At 64.3% G+C, this 20,351-nt stretch carries 18 protein-coding genes; 4 read left to right on the forward strand and 14 right to left on the reverse strand.

The features are described 5' to 3' along the window. Positions 1-36: 36 nt before the first annotated feature. Positions 37-930 (reverse strand): LysR family transcriptional regulator, encoded by an 894-nt coding sequence (locus ACN0T5_RS05665; protein WP_417767650.1) that lies wholly within the window; start codon positions 928-930, stop codon positions 37-39. A gap of 181 nt (positions 931-1,111) precedes the next feature. On the opposite strand from ACN0T5_RS05665, the gene ACN0T5_RS05670 reads away from it, so the two are divergent. Continuing rightward, positions 1,112-1,315, forward strand: coding sequence for a hypothetical protein (locus ACN0T5_RS05670; RefSeq protein ID WP_417767651.1), 204 nt, complete (start codon positions 1,112-1,114; stop codon positions 1,313-1,315). A gap of 111 nt (positions 1,316-1,426) precedes the next feature. Here ACN0T5_RS05670 and xylA read toward each other — a convergent pair whose 3' ends face one another. The 3 genes from xylA to ACN0T5_RS05685 all read right to left on the reverse strand — a co-directional run bounded on the left by xylA (position 1,427) and on the right by ACN0T5_RS05685 (position 4,764). Next, positions 1,427-2,734: a xylose isomerase gene (gene xylA, locus ACN0T5_RS05675; RefSeq protein ID WP_417767652.1), complete on the reverse strand. Its 1,308-nt coding sequence runs from the start codon at positions 2,732-2,734 to the stop codon at positions 1,427-1,429. Then, positions 2,731-4,194 carry a xylulokinase gene (gene xylB, locus ACN0T5_RS05680; RefSeq protein WP_417767653.1) on the reverse strand — a complete coding sequence of 488 codons (1,464 nt, stop codon included), beginning with the start codon at positions 4,192-4,194 and terminating at the stop codon, positions 2,731-2,733. Before xylB ends, xylA begins: the two co-directional genes overlap by 4 nt. Before the next feature lie 165 nt (positions 4,195-4,359). Beyond that, positions 4,360-4,764: a hypothetical protein gene (locus tag ACN0T5_RS05685; RefSeq protein WP_417767654.1), complete on the reverse strand. Its 405-nt coding sequence runs from the start codon at positions 4,762-4,764 to the stop codon at positions 4,360-4,362. Positions 4,765-4,894: 130 nt separating this feature from the next. On the opposite strand from ACN0T5_RS05685, the gene ACN0T5_RS05690 reads away from it, so the two are divergent. Further along, positions 4,895-5,707 (forward strand): helix-turn-helix transcriptional regulator, encoded by an 813-nt coding sequence (locus ACN0T5_RS05690; protein ID WP_417767655.1) that lies wholly within the window; start codon positions 4,895-4,897, stop codon positions 5,705-5,707. Positions 5,708-5,719: 12 nt separating this feature from the next. Here ACN0T5_RS05690 and arfB read toward each other — a convergent pair whose 3' ends face one another. After that, positions 5,720-6,157: an alternative ribosome rescue aminoacyl-tRNA hydrolase ArfB gene (gene arfB / locus ACN0T5_RS05695; protein WP_417767656.1), complete on the reverse strand. Its 438-nt coding sequence runs from the start codon at positions 6,155-6,157 to the stop codon at positions 5,720-5,722. 179 nt (positions 6,158-6,336) lie between these two features. On the opposite strand from arfB, the gene mazG reads away from it, so the two are divergent. Next, on the forward strand, positions 6,337-7,182 hold the full coding sequence (gene mazG / locus ACN0T5_RS05700; protein WP_417767657.1) for a nucleoside triphosphate pyrophosphohydrolase: 846 nt from the start codon (positions 6,337-6,339) through the stop codon (positions 7,180-7,182). Positions 7,183-7,246: 64 nt separating this feature from the next. Here mazG and hflX read toward each other — a convergent pair whose 3' ends face one another. The 9 genes from hflX to dusB form a co-directional block, all read right to left on the reverse strand. Then, positions 7,247-8,566: a GTPase HflX gene (gene hflX, locus ACN0T5_RS05705; RefSeq protein ID WP_417767684.1), complete on the reverse strand. Its 1,320-nt coding sequence runs from the start codon at positions 8,564-8,566 to the stop codon at positions 7,247-7,249. Between the two features lie 99 nt (positions 8,567-8,665). Continuing rightward, positions 8,666-8,923, reverse strand: a complete 258-nt coding sequence (gene hfq, locus ACN0T5_RS05710) for an RNA chaperone Hfq (RefSeq protein WP_306027403.1) — start codon at positions 8,921-8,923, stop codon at positions 8,666-8,668. Positions 8,924-9,174: 251 nt separating this feature from the next. Beyond that, positions 9,175-10,038, reverse strand: coding sequence for a D-amino-acid transaminase (locus tag ACN0T5_RS05715; RefSeq protein WP_417767658.1), 864 nt, complete (start codon positions 10,036-10,038; stop codon positions 9,175-9,177). Between the two features lie 54 nt (positions 10,039-10,092). Beyond that, a complete protein-coding gene (gene trkA, locus ACN0T5_RS05720; protein WP_417767659.1) occupies positions 10,093-11,469 on the reverse strand; it encodes a Trk system potassium transporter TrkA in 1,377 nt (458 codons plus the stop codon). Between the two features lie 79 nt (positions 11,470-11,548). Next, positions 11,549-12,916, reverse strand: coding sequence for a sigma-54-dependent transcriptional regulator (locus ACN0T5_RS05725; RefSeq protein ID WP_417767660.1), 1,368 nt, complete (start codon positions 12,914-12,916; stop codon positions 11,549-11,551). After that, on the reverse strand, positions 12,906-15,188 hold the full coding sequence (locus tag ACN0T5_RS05730; protein ID WP_417767661.1) for an ATP-binding protein: 2,283 nt from the start codon (positions 15,186-15,188) through the stop codon (positions 12,906-12,908). The genes ACN0T5_RS05725 and ACN0T5_RS05730 overlap by 11 nt, the downstream gene beginning before the upstream one ends. A 162-nt stretch (positions 15,189-15,350) precedes the next feature. Next, a complete protein-coding gene (gene ntrC / locus ACN0T5_RS05735; RefSeq protein ID WP_417767662.1) occupies positions 15,351-16,787 on the reverse strand; it encodes a nitrogen regulation protein NR(I) in 1,437 nt (478 codons plus the stop codon). A gap of 19 nt (positions 16,788-16,806) precedes the next feature. Beyond that, positions 16,807-17,922: a two-component system sensor histidine kinase NtrB gene (locus ACN0T5_RS05740; protein ID WP_417767663.1), complete on the reverse strand. Its 1,116-nt coding sequence runs from the start codon at positions 17,920-17,922 to the stop codon at positions 16,807-16,809. Then, positions 17,919-18,947: a tRNA dihydrouridine synthase DusB gene (gene dusB, locus ACN0T5_RS05745; RefSeq protein WP_417767664.1), complete on the reverse strand. Its 1,029-nt coding sequence runs from the start codon at positions 18,945-18,947 to the stop codon at positions 17,919-17,921. The genes ACN0T5_RS05740 and dusB overlap by 4 nt, the downstream gene beginning before the upstream one ends. A gap of 147 nt (positions 18,948-19,094) precedes the next feature. Between dusB and ACN0T5_RS05750 the strand changes: the two genes are divergently transcribed. Further along, the gene (locus tag ACN0T5_RS05750) at positions 19,095-20,351 is read left to right on the forward strand and encodes a bifunctional 2-C-methyl-D-erythritol 4-phosphate cytidylyltransferase/2-C-methyl-D-erythritol 2,4-cyclodiphosphate synthase (protein ID WP_417767665.1); all 1,257 of its coding nucleotides are present in this window, start codon (positions 19,095-19,097) and stop codon (positions 20,349-20,351) included.

Below are 20,351 nucleotides of genomic sequence, written 5' to 3' on the forward strand. Positions count from 1 at the left end.
TGAAGAAACCACCTCAACAAGCTGAAGTGATTCAGTTCATACCGGGTTGATCTCCCGGAAGCAGGCAACAACATGGCTTGCGAAAGCGGCCGTCGCCTTGCCGGCGTTCCCCGCCTCCTTGAGGATCAGGTGATAGTCGCCGATTTCCGGAAGCCCGTGCCTGTCGTCGAGCTTCTGCAGCGGCGGCGTGATGACGCTCGTCGGAAACGGCGCGATGGCGAGATCCGCGAGCAGCGCCGCTTCCTGCCCCGCGCTGTGAAAGCTCTGATAGGCAATCCGATAGGGGTGGTCGGCCTTGTCGAGCGCGATCCGCGCCGCCTTCCGCCACGGACAGCCCGATACCGACAGCGCCAGGGGCAACGGATCCCGGCTATGGGCGACCCCGCCTTCGAGCCCCGCCCAGGCAAGCGGTTCCGTGTAGACGATCTCCCCGCCCCGGGCGAGGTCGCTGTCCGGCCGTGCAGTATAGAGGATCAGGTCCAGTTGGCTCTCCTTGAGCTTCTGCAGAAGCGGCGGGCTGCCGTCGAGATGCACGTCGACATTGACGCCGGGATGGGACCGCGCAAACCGCGTCAGGATATTGGGCAGGAAACGGGTGCCGAAATCGGACGGCGCCCCGAAACGGACCTCGCCCTCGATTTCCGGGGAACGGAACATCGTCACGGCTTCCTCATTGAGAAGCAGGATGCGCCGGGCATATCCGAGCAGCGCCTCGCCCTCTGCCGTCATGCGTATGCTGCGACCCTCTCTTGCAAAAACGGCAACGCCAAGCAGTTGCTCCAGCTTCTTGATCTGCATCGACACGGCAGAGGGCGTTCGGCCGATAATTTCCGAAGTTTTTGAAAAACTTCCAGTTTCGGCGATCAGAAGGAACGTCCGATAGAGATCCGTCTCGATCAGAGGCGTCCCTTTTCCCGGCACCAGGTCCATGTCAGTCCTCGCAAATCCTGAGTTCAATGTAATTGATGATATATATTAGTTCTTTTTGTTTGTCTGAAGTGACGAATGCGACCATATCCCGCAATAGAACGGCGGCAGTCACTCCGCACCCTCGGGTGCCGCCGGATCTCGCAACACGAGCACTTTGCAACACGAGCACATGGAGAGCGACATGTCCTACCTGACCCGGGTCCTCGGCAACACTTTTGGCGTCGCGACGCGCGTTCATGCGCTTCATGTTGCCGACACCGACAAGCGCACCCTTTCCGATCTCGGTTTTGCCGATGAAGCTGCCAAGCGCGCGCGCTTCCAGGCATTCCGTTTCGGCGAGCCCGGTGCATCGAACGCCGCCCGCCTCGGCGTCAACGGCCGCTGAGCCGCATCCCCGCGGGCGCAGCAAGGCAATTCCAGTCAAAAGAAAAACCGCCGGAGGCCACTCCGGCGGTTTTGTCGTTCCTGGAAGAGGGTCGTGCGTGGCGCTCGCCCGTCAGAACCTGCGATTGAGCAGGTTCTCCAGATATTCCTGGCGTCCCGAGACCGGGCGCGGGTCGATGCCTTCTTTGTCAACGCGCGCGGCGATATCCTCGAGCGTGCGTTCCCCCGCCAGCATCGCGCGCGCCTCCGCCCCCTGCCAGCCGGCATAGCGCTCGGCGAGCGCCGATGAAAGGTCGCCCTTCTCGATCATGTCGGCGGCGGCCAGAAGCCCGCGTGCGCAGGTGTCCATGCCGCCCACATGCGCGTGGATGAGGTCGGCCGCGTCGAGCGACTGACGGCGCAGCTTGGCATCGAAATTCAGGCCGCCGGTGGTGAAGCCGCCGCCTTGCAGGATGTAGTAGAGCGCCAGCGCCACTTCCGGGACATTCATCGGAAACTGATCCGTGTCCCAACCGGACTGGTAATCGTTCCGGTTGATGTCGATGGACCCGAAAATGCCGAGAGCCGAGGCAAGAGCCACCTCGTGTTCGAAGGAATGTCCGGCGAGCACCGCGTGACCGACCTCGATATTGACCTTCACCTCCTTTTCCAGCCCGTAGGCCTGGAGGAAGCCGTAGACGGTCGCCACATCGAAATCATACTGGTGCTTGGTCGGTTCCTGCGGTTTCGGCTCGATCAGGATCGCTCCGGGAAATCCGATTTTGTGCTTGTACTCGACCACCATCGACAGGAAGCGGCCAAGCTGGTCCAGTTCATGGCGAAGATCGGTGTTGAGCAGCGTCTCGTAGCCCTCGCGCCCCCCCCACAACACGTAGTTCTGGCCGCCCAGCTCATGCGTCACGTCCATGCAGGCCTTCACCTGGCCGGCCGCATAGGCAAAGACGTCCGGATCGGGATTGGTGGCCGCGCCTGCCATGTAGCGGCGATGCGAGAAGAGGTTTGCGGTGCCCCAGAGCAGCTTCGTCTTCGACGTCTCCATCTTGCGGGCGAAGACTTCGGCAATGTCGCGCAGGTTGCGATTGCTCTCGGCAAGCGTCGCGCCTTCCGGCGAGGCGTCCCGGTCGTGGAAACAGAAGAACGGAGCCCCGAGAATATCGAACATCTCGAAGGCGACGTCGGCCTTCGCCCGGGCTGCCTCCATGCTGTCGCCGAACCAGGGGCGCTCGAAGGTGGCGCCGCCGAAGGGATCGCCACCCGGCCAGCAGAACGAGTGCCAGTAGGCGACCGCGAAACGCAAATGGTCTTCCATGCGCTTGCCAAGAACCAGCCGGTCGGCATCGTACCAGCGATAGGCAAACGGATTTTCACTCTCCGGCCCCTCATAGCGGATGGCCGGAACGCCCTCGAAAAACGCAGTCATCGCAGAACCTCTTTCAATGCCGGATAAAGTGCGCGGTAACGACCGAGCCCCTCCCGGTAGGAAGACGAGAGCCCGGCATCGGGCTCCACCGTGAAATCCGTTTTCGGCGACGGGAAGAGCGCCGCATCATGCCGGCCGGCGGCGGCCGCATGTCCCAGCCGGGCCGCACCAAAGGCTGCTCCGAAATCCCCGTGTTCGGGGACATCGATCGGGATGCCGAGAACCGCAGCCAGCATCGTCAGCCAGCATTTCGAACGCGCACCGCCGCCTATGGCCGTCGCCCGGGCAACGCTCGATCCTGCCGCCGAAAGCACATCGAGGCTGTCCCTGAAGGCAAAGGCAACGCCCTCCAGCACCGCAAGCGCGAGATCGGCCCTGTCGTTCGCGTGAGAGAGGCCGACGAAGGATCCGCGCGCACCCGCATCGTTGTGCGGCGTTCGCTCGCCGGAAAGATAGGGCAGGAAAATCACCTCGGACGGCCCGCGGCGCGCCTCGAAACGCCCGGCCGCCTCCGCCTCCAGCGTCGCCACATCGCAGCCGGACACCCGCGCCAGCCAGTTGAGACTGTCGGTCGCCGACAGGATCACCCCCATCTGGTGCCAGGTGTCTGGCAGCGCGTGACAGAAGGCATGCACGGCACCTTCCGTGTTCGGCCGGAACCGGTCGGTCGCGACGAACAGGACACCGGAAGTGCCAAGTGAGAGAAACGCCTCACCGGGACGAACCGCACCGATACCGCACGCGCTTGCCGCATTGTCGCCGGCCCCGCCGGCAACCACTGGCGGCGCGGCAAAACCCCATCGCCCCGCAAGCTCGGCCCTCACCCGGCCTGTTGCCTCGGATCCTTCGGCAAGGCGCGGCATGTGGCTGCGGTCAAGGCCGGTCGCGGTCAGAAGCGCATCCGACCAGTCACGCCGCGCCACATCGAGCCAGAGCGTGCCGGCCGCATCCGACATGTCGGACACCGCCTCGCCCGTCAGACGCAGGCGGACATAGTCCTTGGGCAGCAGCACGAGGCGCGTCTTCCCGAAGACCTCCGCTTCGTGCCGCGCCACCCATTCAAGCTTCGGTGCGGTGAAACCGGGCATGACAAGATTGCCGCCGATGCCGCGAAAATCGGCGCGCGCATCGAGGATCGCGCATTCCGCCGCCGAGCGACCGTCATTCCACAGGATGGCCGGGCGCAGCACCCGATGCGCCTCGTCCAGAAGGGTGGCGCCGTGCATCTGGCCGGACAGGCCAATGCCCGCGACCCGCGCCATCGCCGACGCATGGGTCCGCGCGAGTTCATCCAGCGTGTCCGTGACGGCCCGCCACCAGCCTTCCGGATCCTGTTCCGACCAGCCGGGTTGCGGACGCTCGACCGTCAGGGCGCTGGACGCCGAGCCCAGGACGGCGCCTGCGTCATCCATGAGCACGGTCTTGACGCCCGATGTTCCGATATCGATCCCGAGATACACGTTCCCTCCCGACGCATTATCACGCGTGCCGCGTGTTTTTTTTCGAAACCAAAATATACCATGGCACGAGGAAATAAAGGGCGGGAATCGCAAATGCCGGTGGCGACACCAAAGGGTGCCGCCACCGGCATTGGATTGCGGCTTTGCAATACGGGCAGTGCGGGTTCAGGCGGCCATCGCCGCGTGCCGCCCGGCGAAGGCCTTCTGCTCGAGGATTGCAAGAATTGCGACAGCCCCCGCCTGGACGACCAGAACGGCGAGGCCGAGCGCGGTGGGAGCGACAAGGCCGAGAACCGGCAGTGCGATGCTTGCCGCCACCCAGAGCCAGTTGCCAGCAACGACGATCACGGCTCCGGGGCCGGATGTGCGCGCCGGAAGGGCGACCAGACCCATGAAGGCTGCAATGGGCAGCAGCAGGAGACCGGCATAGAAGAGCAGATCAGCCGGGAGCCCCAGCGGCCCGGCCAGAGGACCGCCGGCGACCAACAGCAACGTCCCCATTGCGGCACAGGTGAGCGCGTCGACAACAAGGAGATTGCGAAGCGAAAGACGGGCGATGATGTCGAACATGTCTGGTTCCTTCCGTTGGCTCGATGCGGCGATCGCCGCTCGATGGCCGGAAGGAAAGCACCACGAGGTCATCAGGTCGATTACCTCAAAGGTCATTGAATCACGTGTGCGGGACCGCCAAAATCGTTTCATGAACACAGCAAGCACCTTCCCCACCCAGCTACGCAGCTGGCGCAACCGCCGCCGGCTCAGCCAGCTCGCCCTTGCCGGCGATGCCGGACTGTCGCAGCGCCATCTCAGCTTTCTGGAATCGGGCAAGGCCCGGCCCAGCCGGGACATGGTGGAACGCCTTGCCGCGCACCTCGCCATGCCGCCGCGCGAGACCAGCGCGCTCCTGGTTGCCGCCGGTTTTGCGCCCATGCCCGAGACGCGGGCCATCGATCATCCCGAGATGGAGGCAGCCCTTGGCGTCGTCGGGATGATCCTCGACGGTCATGCGCCCCATCCCTCGCTTGCCGTGGATCGTCATTGGAACCTGCTGCGTGCCAACGCGGCTGCCCGGTTCCTTCTGGCCGGCGTCGCGCCGGCGCTTCTCGCCGAGCCGGTCAATGTGCTGCGTGTGAGCCTGCATCCGGAGGGGCTTGCCCCGCGCATCCTCAATTTCCGGCAATGGCGCTCCCACATCCTGCATCGCGTGTCGGCACAGGTGGAAACAAGTGGCGACACGCAGCTTGCAGCCCTTCATGACGAGATCGCGGGCTACCCGACACCGCCCGGGGCCAGCCCCTACCGCCCCTTCGGCCAGGACCGGCATGCAGGCATCGCCATCCCGCTGCAACTGGCAAGCGATGCCGGAACACTGTCCTTCCTGAGCACCACGACGGTGTTTGGCACGGCAGTCGACATCCTGCTTTCTGAACTCGTCATCGAAAGCTTCTTTCCCGCCGATGCCGAAACGGCGGCCGTCATGACCCGGATCGCGGCGCAGACCGGCACGGGCTGACCAGGGGCACGGTCAGTCGTCGGCCGACGAGCGCAGGCGCTTGACCGCGGATCTCTGCTTCTTGGAGGCGAGCCGTCGCTCCTTCGACCCGCGCGTCGGCCGTGTCGCCTTGCGAGGCTTGGGACGCTCCAGCGCCTTGCGTACCAGTGCCGCAAGCCGCTCCAGCGCATCCTGGCGGTTGCGCTCCTGGGTGCGGAAGCGGTCGGCCTGGATCAGGATCTCGCCCGCCAGTGTCAACCGGCTGCCAGCCAGTCGCGCGAGCCGCTGCTTGACGTCCTCCGGCAGCGTGCGGTTGGCATGAAGCTGGAACCGCAGTTGCACGGCTGTCGCGACCTTGTTGACATTCTGCCCGCCCGGCCCGGAGGCGCGCACGAAGCTTTCCGACAGATCCTCCGCCGGAATCACGATGCCCTGTCCGATCTCCAGAGGTGCGCTCCTGCCCTCCGCCATGCCCGCTGTCCTTCATGCCTGAGGCCGGGCCAATGATCCCTGCCCGCCTCCCTGTGTGCTAGTCGATATCGCGGAAGGGTTCAACTTGCGGCCCGGTGGCGGGCTTGGAGCCGGTCCGCGCCAATGCTATGTCGGACGGCATTCCCTGAAACACCCGCCCCCCCGCAAAGGTATCGCACGTGAAACCAGATCGCAGGATCGACCGCCTCATAGAGATCATGGCCGCGCTACGCACGCCCGGAACCGGGTGCCCCTGGGACCTGGAGCAGAATTTCGCTACGATCGCCCCCTACACGATCGAAGAAGCCTATGAGGTTGCCGACGCCATTCATCGCGGCGACATGGTCAACCTGCGCGAGGAGCTCGGCGATCTCCTGCTTCAGGTGGTCTACCACGCGCAGCTCGCCGAGGAGGCCGAAGCCTTCTCCTTTCCGGACGTTGTCGAGGGCATCACCACCAAGATGATCCGCCGCCATCCGCACGTCTTCGGCGACGAGGCGGCCCGCTCCGCCGGCATGGCCAAGGGCATGTGGGAACGCATCAAGCAGGAAGAAAAGCGCGAGCGCGCGGCTGCGCACGAAGCAGCCGGAACTTCGGCACGCAAGCCCCGCTTCCTTGACGACGTCCCGGCCATCTTCCCGGCTCTCGTCGAGGCGGAAAAACTGCAGCGCCGTGCGGCTCGTGTCGGTTTCGACTGGGGCAGCGCCGGACCGGTCATCGACAAGATCCGCGAGGAGACGGAGGAGCTTTCCGCGGAGATCGAAGACGAGGGCAACCTGCCCGACGACCGCCGGGACCGCATTGCCGGAGAGATCGGCGACCTGATCTTCGCCATCGCCAATCTCGCCCGACATCTCGACATCGATCCGGAAGAAGCGCTCAAGCGCACCAACCGGAAGTTCCGTCACCGCTTCGCCGCGATAGAGGATGCGGCCGAAGCCTCCGGCCGTACTCTCGACGATCTCACACTCGACGAAATGGAAGCAGTCTGGCAGGCGGCGAAGAAGCAGCCGTCAGGGAGCTGATCTGCCGCGACCGCCGCCGGGACCACCCTCGTCTGCAGTCGCCGCTGGCGCGGCAGGCCCGGGATCAGGACGCTGCGTCGCCGGCATCCCTGTCGATCTCGACAAAGGTACCTCTGTACCGTTTTGAAAACTCGTCCTTTCGCCGCTCTCCGACACGGACCTGGAGGCGAATCTGCAACTCCTCGTCCTGTCGCTTCAGCACATCGGTGTGCCGGTAGAGCCAAGCAAGCCCCTCGCCATCCTCGATCGCCAAGGACACGGAGTAGAAAAGGCTTCCCTCCGACAGGCGTTCCTCGATGCGATCGAGAAGGTCGTCCACGCCCTCCCCCGAGACGGCGGACAGGGCAACGGGCCCGGCACCCGAGAGGTTGCCTGATACAAGCGTCTGCCGTTGCTCCTCCGGCAGCAGGTCGACCTTGTTCCAGACCTCGACAAGCCGGGCATCCCGGTCCTCGTCAAGGCCGAGGATGTCGAGTGTCGCCGCCACATCGGCCGCCTGCGCGTCCGTGTCTTCATGCGCGATGTCGCGCACGTGCAGGATCAGGTTCGCTTCCGTCACTTCCTCCAGCGTCGCGCGGAAGGCGGCAATCAGATGCGTGGGAAGATCCGAGATGAAGCCGACGGTGTCCGACAGGATGATTTCCCGGCCATGCGGAAGCGTGACACGACGCAGCGTCGGATCGAGCGTCGCAAACAGAAGGTCCTTGGCAAACACGTCGGACTGCGTCAGGCGATTGAAGAGGGTCGACTTGCCCGCGTTGGTGTAGCCGACCAGCGCGACCACCGGCTGCGGCACCTTCTTGCGCTTCTGGCGGTGCAGGTCACGGGTGCGGGTGACCTGTTCGAGGTCCTTCTCCAGGCGCATGATGCGTTCCTGGATCAGGCGACGGTCGGCCTCGATCTGGGTTTCGCCCGGTCCGCCGATGAAGCCGAGACCGCCTCGCTGCCGCTCCAGATGGGTCCAGGAACGCACAAGGCGGCTTTTCTGCCACTTGAGATGCGCCAGCTCGACCTGCAACGTGCCCTCGGCAGTGCTGGCGCGTGCGCCGAAAATCTCCAGGATCAGGCCCGTACGGTCCAGAACCTTGCACTGCAGGGCTTTTTCCAGATTGCGTTGCTGGATCGGGGTGAGCGGGTGATCGATCACCACCAGCTCGGCCTCTTCCGCCTTCACGATCGCCCCCAGTTCCTCGACCTTGCCGCTGCCGAAGAGCGTGCCCGGACGGGGATTGGAGACAGTGACGATGCCGGAGGAGACAATGTCGAGATCGATCGCGGCGGCCAGCCCGATCGCTTCCTCAAGCCGGGCCTTGGGCGAGCGGCGCAATGATGCCTCTGTCGCACCATCGCCGCGATAGCGACCTGACAGAACGGGCACAATCACGGCGGCGCGCGCGCCGGCAGCTCCGCGCGGAGCATCGAACGGATTGTCCGGCTCCTGCGCGGAGGGCTTGTCCTTGCCTGGGCGGGGCTGTTTTTTCAATCAGTCCGCCGCTTTTTCGCCTGCCTCGTCGGCCGGGTCGAAGAGTTGCACCGGAGCGTTCGGCATGACGGTGGAAATCGCATGCTTGTAGACAAGCTGCGAATGGCCGTCACGCCGAAGAAGAACGCAGAAATTGTCGAACCAGGTCACGACACCCTGCAACTTCACCCCGTTGATCAGGAAAATTGTGAGCGGCGTCTTCTGTTTGCGTACGTGATTGAGGAAAGTGTCCTGAAGGTTTTGAGCGCGGTCAGCCATGCTTTATATTGTCCTGCATTCGCTTTGTCGTTTATTGGTGCACCCGACCGACAACCCGACCTGAAACCGGTTTCTCGCGACCGCGAGCATTGCGCTGGGCAAGGGTCGGCGTCAAGAGCCCGGAGGAAAGCTCCCGGGCGCACGAGCGGCAGTCTAACGCATCCCGATTTGCATTTCTGCCCGTTTATGGATCACCCCGAACCGAGGGGCAGAGCCGGGGACTGATGCCCCCGCCCTTTCGTCATTTCCGGTCAAACAGGTGACAACTCACTGACTGTGTGGAACATTTTACGCAGCTCCATCGTGGTCTCGCCGGGATGTCCGTTGCCGATCGTGACGTCATCAACCCTCACCACCGGCATCACGAGGGTTGAAGCGGCTGTAATGAATGCCTCTTTTGCCTGACGTGCTTCTTCCACGCTGAAGGGCCGCTCGTCAAACGTTAAACCAGCACGTTCAATCATATCCAGAACAACCTGCCGCGTGACCCCCTTGAGGATGCCGGATTGCGCTGGCCGCGTGACGAGGCAGTTGTCGCGGGTCACGATCCACGCATTGGTCGAACCGCCTTCCGTCACCATGCCCTGCGCGTCGACGAACCAGGCTTCCTTGGCGCCGGCCTCCCTGGCCTTCTGCTTGGCAAGCACGTTGGGAAGCAGGCCCACGGTCTTGATGTCCACCCTGTCCCAGCGGTTTTCCGGAACGGTGATCACGGACACGCCCTGTTCGGCCGCCTTCTCGCCCACCGCCGGTCGCACCGGCTTGGCGGTGATGACCAGGGCCGGCGGTGTATCGGCCGGCGGGAAAACATGGTCACGGCGCGCCACGCCGCGGGTCACCTGCATGTAGACGATGCCGTCGCGCACGAGGTTCTTCCGCACGACCTGACGCAGGACCTGCGACAGCGCCGCCCGGCTCATCGGCATGCGGATCGACAATTCGCCGAGAGAACGCTCCAGCCGGTCGAGATGCCGGCGCTCATCGACGACCTTGCCCTGCCAGATCTCGCAGACCTCATAGACACCGTCGGCGAACTGGTAGCCCCGGTCCTCAACATGGACGGCGGCTTCCGCGTGGCGAACGTAGCGTCCGTTCACATAGGCAATGCGACTCATTTCCCCTCCGGGTTTAAACAATCAAGCTGACATGGCGTGGAAGCGCCCGTTCTATCAGAAGAATTCCAGGCTGACCCGGAACATTTGCTCGACCTGCCGAACACGTTCGGCAATGGCGAAAAGCACACAGCGGTCATGCGCCCTGATGATGGCAGACCCATCGGGAGTGATCACGTTGCCGTCCCGGAAAATCGCACCCACCCGGATGCCGTCCGGCAGATCGACTTCGCGAAGCGGTTTTCCGACCAGCGGCGATGTCTCCAGCGCCTCGGCCTCGATCACCTCAGCCGCACCGTTCTGCAAGGCATGCACGCCGCGAATGCGGCCACGCCGAACGTGTTGCAGGATCTTCGAGATCGTCACCTGCCGCGGATTGACGAAGGCGTCGATCCCCAAAGCATGGGCGAAGGTCGGGTAACTTGGGTTGTTGAGCAGCGACAGGTTGCGCTTGCAGCCGAGCTTCTTGGCCATCACGCAGGACAGGATGTTGACCTCGTCCTCGTTGGTCAGCGCGATCAGCGTGTCCGCATCCTGGATGTCCGCTTCCAGCAACAGGTTCTGGTCGAGCGCACTGCCATGCAGGATCACCGCGCGTTTCAACGTGTCGGCGATGCTGAGCGCCCTTTCGCGCGAGTGCTCGATGATCTTGACCTTGGCCGTCGACTGGCGTTGTTCCAGCGTGTGCGCCACGTAGTGGCCGATATTGCCGCCGCCGGCGATGACCACCCGGCTGGCCTCGGGCTCCTCGTGGCCGAAGATCGCCAGCGTCCGGCGAACCCGGTCGCGCCGTGCCACCACGTAAACGAGGTCATCGACAAGGAGCGTGTCGGAGCTCTTGGGCACGAAGAGGTGATTGCCGCGAAAGACGCCGGTCACGACGGCGCCCAGATCGGGAAACAGCTCGGTCAGCTGACGCAGCGGCGTGTTGACCACCGGGCAGTCCTCCCGGCAGACGACGCCCACCACGACCACCTGGTCGTCGGCGAAACGCACCGTTTCCACCGCACCCGGCAGCGCCAGGCGGCGCAGCACCATCTCGCCAACCTCGATCTCGGGCGAGATGATCACGTCGATCGGCATGTTGTCGCGCGAGAACAAGTCGCTCCAGTGCGGTTTCAGGTAGCTCTGCGCGCGCACGCGCGCCACCTTGGTCGGCACCTTGAACAGCGAATGGGCCACCTGGCAGGCAACCATGTTGACTTCGTCGTAAAGCGTGACGGCGATCAGCATGTCAGCCTGGTCGGCACCGGCTTGCGCCAGCACGTCGGGATGGGCCCCGTGGCCGACGAATCCGCGCACGTCGAGCGTGTCGCGTATCCCGTTGATCAACCGCGGCGAGGAATCGATCACCGACACGTCGTTCTGCTCGGCGGCCAGCTTCTCGGCAATGCCGTAGCCAACCTGGCCGGCACCGCAAATCACCACTCTCATCGGATCCAGCGTCCTTTCGGAAACCTAAGGGCAGGCAATCGGGACCATGCCGACCGCCGAAGCTAGAAAAAGCGCGCGCTCAGGACAAGCCGAGCGACTTGAGCTTGCGATGCAGGGCGGAGCGTTCCATTCCCACGAATTCCGCCGTCCGCGAGACATTGCCGCCGAACCGCTTGATCTGCGCCTGCAGGTAGTCACGCTCGAACATCTCCCGGGCATCGCGCAGCGGCAGCGCCATCAGGTGCTCTCCGCCGCCATTTGTCGGCAGGTTCGGTACGTCGGCACCGATCTCGCCCGGCAACAGGTCTGCGGTGATCACCGCATCCGGCTCCCCCCGCGAGAGGATCATCAGCCGTTCGACATTGTTGCGCAACTGGCGCACGTTCCCCGGCCAGTCATGCGCTTGAAGAACCGCCATGGCGTCGTCGCCGATCTTGCGGATCGGCAGTCCGGAGGCAACCGAAATCTGCTCCATGAAGAACTGCACAAGGTCGGGAATGTCGTCCCTTCGGTCGGCCAGCGCGGGCACATGCAAGGGCACGACGCCAAGCCGGTGGAACAGGTCCTCCCGGAACCTTGCCTCGGAGATCTCGTTCTCCAGATTGCGGGCGCTCGAAGACAGGATGCGGATATCGACGCTTACCTTGCCGACGCCTCCCACCCGGGTGAAGGTCTGGTCGACCAGCACCCGCAGGATCTTGCCCTGCGTCTCGTAGGGCATGTCGGCAACCTCGTCGATGTAGAGGGTGCCGCCATGGGCCTCCTCCATCGCGCCAACCTTCCGTATGCGCCCGTCGACATCCTCGATGCCGAACAGTTCCTCTTCCATGCGATCGGGCGTGATCGTCGCCGCGTTGATCACCACGAACGGGTTGCGGGCCCGCTGCGACATGGCGTGAATGGTTCGGGCCGTGAGTTCCTTGCCGGCACCGGAAGGCCCCGCGATCAGCACGCGGCTGTTGGTCGGGGCAACCCGTTCGATCGTGTGCCGCAACTGGTTCATGGCGCTGCTGTCGCCCAGCAGTTCCGGCGCATCGCTGCTGCGCTGCTTCAGCTGCCTGATCTCGCGCTTCAGGGACGACGCCTCCAGCGCCCGCTCGGTGATCAACACCAGCCGGTCGGCCTTGAACGGCTTTTCGATATAGTCGTAGGCGCCGCGCTTGATCGCCGAGACCGCCGTCTCGATATTGCCGTGGCCGGAGATGATCACGACGGGCAGTTCCGCGTCCTGCTCCTTGATCGCGTCGAGGAGCTCCAGGCCATCCATCTTGCTGCCCTGCAGCCAGATATCGAGCACGACCATCGACGGTCGGCGTTCCTGGATCGCTGCCAGCGCACTGTCGCTGTCGCCGGCCGTGCGGGTCTTGAACCCCTCGTCATCGAGGATGCCTGCGATAAGGTCTCGAATGTCGGCTTCATCGTCGACGATTAGGATATCATACGCCATCTGTTGCAACCGTCTCCGGAGTATCGGACGCCTCGTCTGTCCCGCCTGTGGCGTCGGCAGTGTTCCTGGCCATTGTCAGCCGGACCATCGCGCCAGTTCCGCCCCCGCTTCCCTCGGCTTCTTGCGGGGCATCGAGAAGCTCGATGCCGCCGCCGTGTTCTTCCATGATCTTCTTGACGATCGCGAGCCCGAGCCCTGTCCCCTTCTCGCGCGTCGTCATGTAAGGCTCGAGCAGGCGTTGCCGGTTCTCCACCGGCAGGCCGATGCCGTTGTCGATCACCTCGACCACGATCCGGTTCTCGTCCTCCACCAGATTGACGCGAATGCGCCCTTCCCCCGCCTGCCCGGTCGGCAGCGCCATCACGGATTCCGTCGCGTTCTTGATCACGTTGGTAAAGGCCTGCCCCACCAGGCGCTGGTCGAAACTGGCCCTGACCGCCTCATCCGGCAGCAGGGTCTTGATCGAAATGTCGGGATTGGCGACGCTTTGCAGGAACGCCGCCTCCCGCACCGTCGTTCGAAGGTCGCTGGTGCTCATCGTCGGCTTTGGCATGCGGGCGAAAGAGGAGAACTCGTCGACCATCCGCCCGATATCGCCGACCTGACGTATGATCGTGTCGATGCACTGGTCGAACACGGTCCGGTCGTCCTCGACGATCGTCTTGCCATAGCGCCGGCGGATGCGCTCCGCCGACAGCTGGATCGGGGTCAGCGGATTCTTGATCTCGTGCGCGATGCGCCGCGCGACATCGGCCCAGGCCGACGTCCGCTGCGCCGTCACCAGGTCGGTGATGTCGTCGAGCGTCACCACGAAACCATGTTCGCTGCGCGTCGACTGCTCGCTGGTGACGCGGACGTTCACCGTTCGCTCGCGCCCCTGCCTGTGGATCGAGACCTGCGTCTCGCTCATCCGGTCGTCCGCGCGCGCCAGTGCATCCTCGACCACTTCCGCCAGTTCCGGGATCACCCGCGCCATGGGCTCGTCGAGCAGCGCACTCTCGCTGAAATCCAGCAGATGCAGCGCGGACCGGTTGACCAGGGTGATCCGGCCGCTGTCGTCTATGCCGATGACACCTGCGGTGACGCCGGACAGAACCGCTTCGGTGAAACGCCGCCGCCGGTCGATCTGGTCATTGGCCGCCAGCAGCGCATCGCGCTGGCCCCGCAGCTGCGCCGTCATGTTGTTGAACGTGGCGCCGAGGTTGGCGAGATCGCCGGCCGATTTGTCGGTCTCCACCTGAACGTAGAGATTGCCCTTGGAGACCTGGTCCGCCGCTCCGATCAATCGTCTTATCGGTGCGACCAGCATGTTGGCGAAACCGAAACCGATCCAGATCGAGGACAGCAGCAACACCAGCGTCACGCCCGTATAGACGAGCGCGAAGGCCACCTGGACGCCGAAACGGCTTTGCTCCATCCGCGTGTACTGGCTCGCCCCGTCCTCCGCCAGCCTGAGATAATCGACGACACGCTTGTCCATGGCACGGGTGACATAGAGATACATGTCGTCATAGGCTGAGAGCTTCATCACGCCGCCGACGAGGTTCGACACGCCCGGAGCGATCAGCACCGGTTCTCCCGCCTGCGTCTGGCCGAAGGCCTCGGTCGGAGGCAGCAGCACCTCTATGTCGGGATTGACGATGACGCGGGTGATCACCGTTCCGTCCGACTTCATCAGGAAGGCGCCGAGAAGTGCGCGCAATGTCGTCTGTGTCTGGAAGAAGCTGTCGAAACGCGTCGGTTCGAAGTCATAGACCGCCTTGGCCCGGTCGATATCGTTGGCCATCGCGATAAGGTCGCCGCGAAGCACCCGGGCGTGTTCCTGCAGATACGCCTGGGCGACCGTCAGCGCGTTGTCGATGATCAGCCGCGTGCGATCCTCGAACCAGCGGTCGAGGCCCCGGTCCAGCGTGATCGTCGCGAGGATCGCAACCAGCACAGCCGGTACGGCCGCGACCACGCTGAACAGTGTCACGATGCGCCCGTGCAACCGGGCGGCGGCCCGCCCGCGCCGCCGAGCCTGCCACAATGCGGCGAATTCCAACCCGATCAGCAGCAGCAGGATCGCCACCAGAACGCCGTTGATCACCATGGCGACCTGCGCCACCGGACCGTCAGGGGCAATCGGCGTTACGCCCATCAGCACGAAGAAGGTGAGCGTGATCGAGATCAGCGAGATGATGACGAGAACGAGTCCGATCCGGCGCACGCGAAGGCCGCGGCCACCATGATCGGGCTGGGAGGAAAAGCTGCTCGTTCTCTCGGCAAGCACTGGCAAGCGACCGTCTGTTGGAATCGATCCATGCGGGACCGGCGCTGGGAATGCGGCACCCTTACCACACAATGTTGCCAAATTACGACAGAGAAGGCCGCCTGTGAATGGTGGTCCGATGGCACGGAAAACCGGGGGCCGCCGTCCGGGCGGTGCCGCAGGTCACCGGTTGGAGCGGATGACCTGCACGTCCAGGTCCCGGATCTTCTTTCGCAGCGTGTTGCGGTTCACGCCCAGGAGCTCGGCCGCCTTGATCTGGTTGCCCCGGGTCGCGGCCAGTGCCGCGCCGATCAGCGGGTACTCGACCTCACGCAGGATCCGGTGATAGAGGCCGGGAGGCGGCAACGCATCGCCGAAAGCCTGGAAATAGGTGTTCAGGTAGCGCTCCACCGAACCGGACAGGTCGACCTGGCTGTTTTCCTCTTCCTCGACGCTGGGCGCCGGCTGGCTCAGTTCCTGTTCGATGAGCGCGGCAGAAATGACGTCCTGCGGATAAAGCGCGGACAGCCTGCGAACCAGGTTTTCCAGTTCCCGGATATTGCCGGGCCAGCGATAGCGTCGCAGCCGGTCGATGGCCGCCGTCTCGATCTGCTTCGCCGGCAGCCCCTCCTTCTCGGCAAGCGCGAAGAAGTGGCGCACGAGATCGGGGATGTCCTCGATGCGCTCGCGCAGCGGCGGCAGGCGGATCGGCACCACGTTGAGGCGGTAGTAGAGATCCTCGCGGAAGAGACCCTGGTTGATGAGCTGGCGCAGGTCCTTGTTGGTCGCCGCCACGATCCGCACGTCGGTGCGGATGGGAACGCGCCCGCCGACGGTCGTGTACTCGCCCTGCTGCAGCACGCGCAGAAGCCGCGTCTGTGCTTCCATCGGCATGTCGCCGATCTCGTCGAGGAAGAGTGTGCCGCCGTCGGCCTGCTCGAAACGTCCGGCGGAACGCTGCTGCGCACCCGTGAAAGCACCTTTCTCGTGACCGAACAGTTCCGCCTCGATCAGGTCACGCGGAATCGCCGCCATGTTGATCGCGACGAACGGCCCGTTGCGGCGTTTGCCATAGTCGTGAAGCGCGCGGGCGACCAGTTCCTTGCCCGTGCCGGACTCGCCGTTGATCATCACCGACAGGTCGGTCTGCATGAGACGCGCCAGAACCCGGTAGATCTCCTGCATGGCCGGCGACCTGCCGACCAGCGGAATATTCTCTCCGTTGTCCTCGGGCGGCTCCACCCGGGTTCGCTTCGGTTCCGACAACGCCCGCCCGACGATGGACGTCAGTTCCTTCAGGTCGAACGGCTTCGGCAGATATTCATAAGCCCCTTTTTCCGAGGCCCTGATCGCGGTCATGAAGGTGTTTTGCGCGCTCATCACGATGACCGGCAGGTCCGGACGCAGCTTCTTGATACGCGGCAACACGTCAAACGCGTTCTCGTCCGGCATCATGACGTCGGTGACGACGAGATCGCCGTCGCCGGAATTGACCCAGCGCCAGAGCGTCGTGGCATTCGATGTCAGGCGGACGGTGTACCCGGCCCGCGACAGGGCCTGGTTCAGCACCGTCCGGATCGCAGCATCATCGTCGGCAACTAGGATTGTACCGGTCGGCATGTATCGGGTTCCCAGAATGTCAGGTCTCGTCCTGTGTCGCGAAAGCGGGCATCAGGATGCGGAAAACGGTGCGGCCCGGCTGGCTGTCACATTCGATGACACCCCCGTGGTCACCGATGATCTTGGCGACGAGCGCAAGGCCGAGGCCGGAGCCGTTGGCCTTGGTCGTCACGAACGGATCGAAGAGATGCGGCAGAAGGTCTTCCGGAACGCCCGGACCATTGTCCCGCACACAGAACTCGAGGGGCAGGCTGACCTTCTCGCGCGAGCCGGGAACGGAAAGCCGGATGCCCGGGCGGTAGGCGGTGGTCAGGGTGATCTCGCCGGTGGCCTCGTTGCTGACCGCCTCGCACGCGTTTTTCACCAGGTTGAGAAAAACCTGTACGAGTTGGTCCCGGTTGGCAAAGACCTGCGGCAGCGACGGGTCGTATTCGACATTGATGGGCGTGTTGCGCGCAAATCCCGAATGGGCGAGACGCTGCACATGATCCAGCACCACATGGATGTTGACCGGTTCGCGCTCGATCGGACGCTCGTCGGAGAACACCTCCATCCGGTCGACCAGCTTCACGATACGGTCGGCTTCGTCCATGATGAGGCGGGTGAGCTGCCGATCCTCCTCCCCGGCCGAGCCTTCCAGCAACTGCGCCGCACCCCGGATACCCGACAGCGGGTTCTTGATCTCGTGCGCCAGCATTGTCGCAAGGCCTGACACCGTGCGCGCCGCCCCGCGCGAGGTCAGTTGCCGGTCGATCTTCTCCGCCATGCCCCGTTCCTGAAGCATCAGGGCCACGGCTCCCGGTCTGTCGGCGACGGGCGCGGCGATGATGTCGACGATCTTTTCCGCACCGATCCGCGGCGAGCCAATATCGACCTTGTACTCGTTGACCGGCGCTCCGCGCTCGCGCACCTGCGAGATCAGCATCAGGAGCGGACTGCCGAACGGCACGAAATGCGAAACCGGATGGCGGCGCAAGACCTGTGCGCTGGCCCGAAAAAAGCTCTCCGCGGCCATGTTCGCCTCGATGATCCGCCCTTGCGGGTCAACCAGGATCAGCGGATGAGGAAGGGCATCGAGTATCTGGCTCGGTGCATTGCCCACCTGGCTGGCAACGGGATCCTGCATGCCCCTCATGCCGCCTTCTCCATGCGGGCGTCCGGCGCACTTGCAAACCACTTGCGCAGGCTACGCATCACGAAAGCCGGATCGGTCGAGGTCAACAGCACTCGCCGGAGGTCGCCCGGAAAATCGGGAGCACCGGTGTCCAGATACCAGGCAATGTGCTTGCGGGAGAGCTTCAGCCCCTTCTCGGCACCGTAGTATTCGAGCATCATCTCCACATGTTCCTCGATCAGGTCGCCGAGCGCTGCACCTGTCGGCGCAGCCATCACGGTCTCCCCGCCAAGCGCTGCCCCGACCACCCCCGGCAGCCACGGCCGGCCATAGGCGCCGCGGCCGATCATCACCGCATCGGCACCGGAGCGTTCCAGCATCGTGCGGGCGTCGTCCGCCCCCAGGCAATCGCCGTTGGCGACCAGCGGGACGGAGATCCGCTGGCGAACGGCGGCTATCGCGGCCCAGTCGGCGCGCCCCTTGTAGAACTGGTTGCGGGTGCGACCATGTACCGTGATCATCGCGACACCGGCCGCTTCGGCGCGCTGGGCAAGTTCAGGTGCATTCAGGCACCCATCGTCCCAGCCGAGCCGCATCTTCAGCGTCACCGGCACCGTTGCCGCGCCCACCGTGGCTTCGATCAGGCGCAATGCATGATCGAGATCCCGCATCAGCGCCGATCCCGAATAACCGGAGGTCACCTTCTTGGCCGGGCACCCCATGTTGATGTCGATGATATCGGCGCCGGCACCTTCCGCGATCCGGGCGCCTTCCGCCATCCAGCGTTCCTCGCGCCCTGCCAGTTGCACCACATGCGCGGCCCCGTCGACACCTTCGCTGCGCAGGCGCGTCTCGGGATGGCCTTCAGCCAGTTGCTCGCAGGCAACCATCTCGGAAACGACAAGCCCCGCGCCGAAACGATGCGCAAGCCGGCGGAACGGCACATCGGTCACGCCCGACATCGGCGCCAGGAACGCACGGTTCACGCTCGCGACGGAACCGATCCGCACTCCGCCTGTCAGCTTGGAACAGTGATCTTTGCTCATATGATGTGCACTTTCCATTCTGCCTATAGAATAGACAATGACTGAATTGCTGCAAGAGCGAAATTGGACCGCAGCACTTAAGCCTTGTGGATGAGCAATGAAAGCTCCAAAACCCGCTGGTCAGTTTCGAAAATCAACGTTGCAAGAATGACAAGACCGGCCGCCACTCAAGACAGCCCCCCTGCCACCGGAGTTGCCGCAATCATCGTCGCGGCCGGCCGGGGCACGCGCGTCGGCGGCGACATCCCCAAACAGTATCGCGATCTTGGCGGAAAAGCCGTGCTTCGCCATACTGTTGAAGCACTTCTTGCCTGCTCCGAAATCGACATGGTCACCGTGGTCATTCACCCGGATGACCGTCCCTTCTATGACCGCGGCATTGGCGATCTTGCAAGCGATCCCCGCATGCGCGCTCCCGTTTCCGGCGGCGCCACCCGCCAGGCCTCGGTCCTGTGCGGGCTGCGTGCTCTCGCCCCGGCCGCACCGGAGATCGTGCTCGTCCACGACGCAGCGCGCCCTTTTGTCACGGCGAGTGTTGTCGCCGCCTCGATTGCAGCGGTTCGCGAGGGCGCGGATGCATCGGTCTCCGCCGTTCCCGTTGCCGACACGCTCAAGCGCATCGACATGGGGACCGGTCACGTCACGCAGACTATCGACCGCACCGCCTTGCATGCCGCGCAGACACCGCAGGCCTTTGCTTTTCACGCGATCTTCAAGGCACACGAGGCGGCCGCCGCACAAGGACTGAACACCCTGACCGACGACGCGGGCGTTGCCCAGTGGGCCGGCATGAAGGTCGCCGTCACGCTCGGCGACCCGGCGAATGTGAAAATCACCAGCGCGGAGGACCTGATGCAGGCCGAGCAGCAGCAAGCCCTGAGAACGCGGAACACGTTTTGGGAGACCCGCGTCGCCACCGCCTATGACGTCCACGCTTTCGAAGCGGGCGATCACGTCATGCTCGGCGGTGTACCGATCCCGCACGATCAGGGGCTCAAGGGACATTCCGACGCCGATGTCGTGCTGCACGCCCTGACGGACGCCGTCCTCGCCACCCTTTGCGACGGTGACATAGGCTCGCACTTTCCGCCGAGCGACCCGCAATGGCGCGGCGCCTCCTCCGACCGGTTCCTCGCCTTTGCCGTCGAGCGCCTGCGCAAGCGCGGCGGCGAAATCACCCATCTCGATGCCACGATCGTATGCGAGCGTCCAAAGATCGGCCCGCACCGCGACCGCATGCGGGAAAGAATCGCTGAGATCTGCAGCACCACCGCAAGCCGCGTGTCGGTCAAGGCAACGACCTCGGAAGGCCTTGGCTTTACCGGCCGTTCGGAAGGCATCGCGGCTCTGGCCACCGCCACGGTTCGCCTCCCCGAACATGAGCCGGATGCACAGGAAGGCTGA

This window comes from Stappia sp. (assembly GCF_048261845.1).
Taxonomy (GTDB): domain Bacteria; phylum Pseudomonadota; class Alphaproteobacteria; order Rhizobiales; family Stappiaceae; genus Stappia.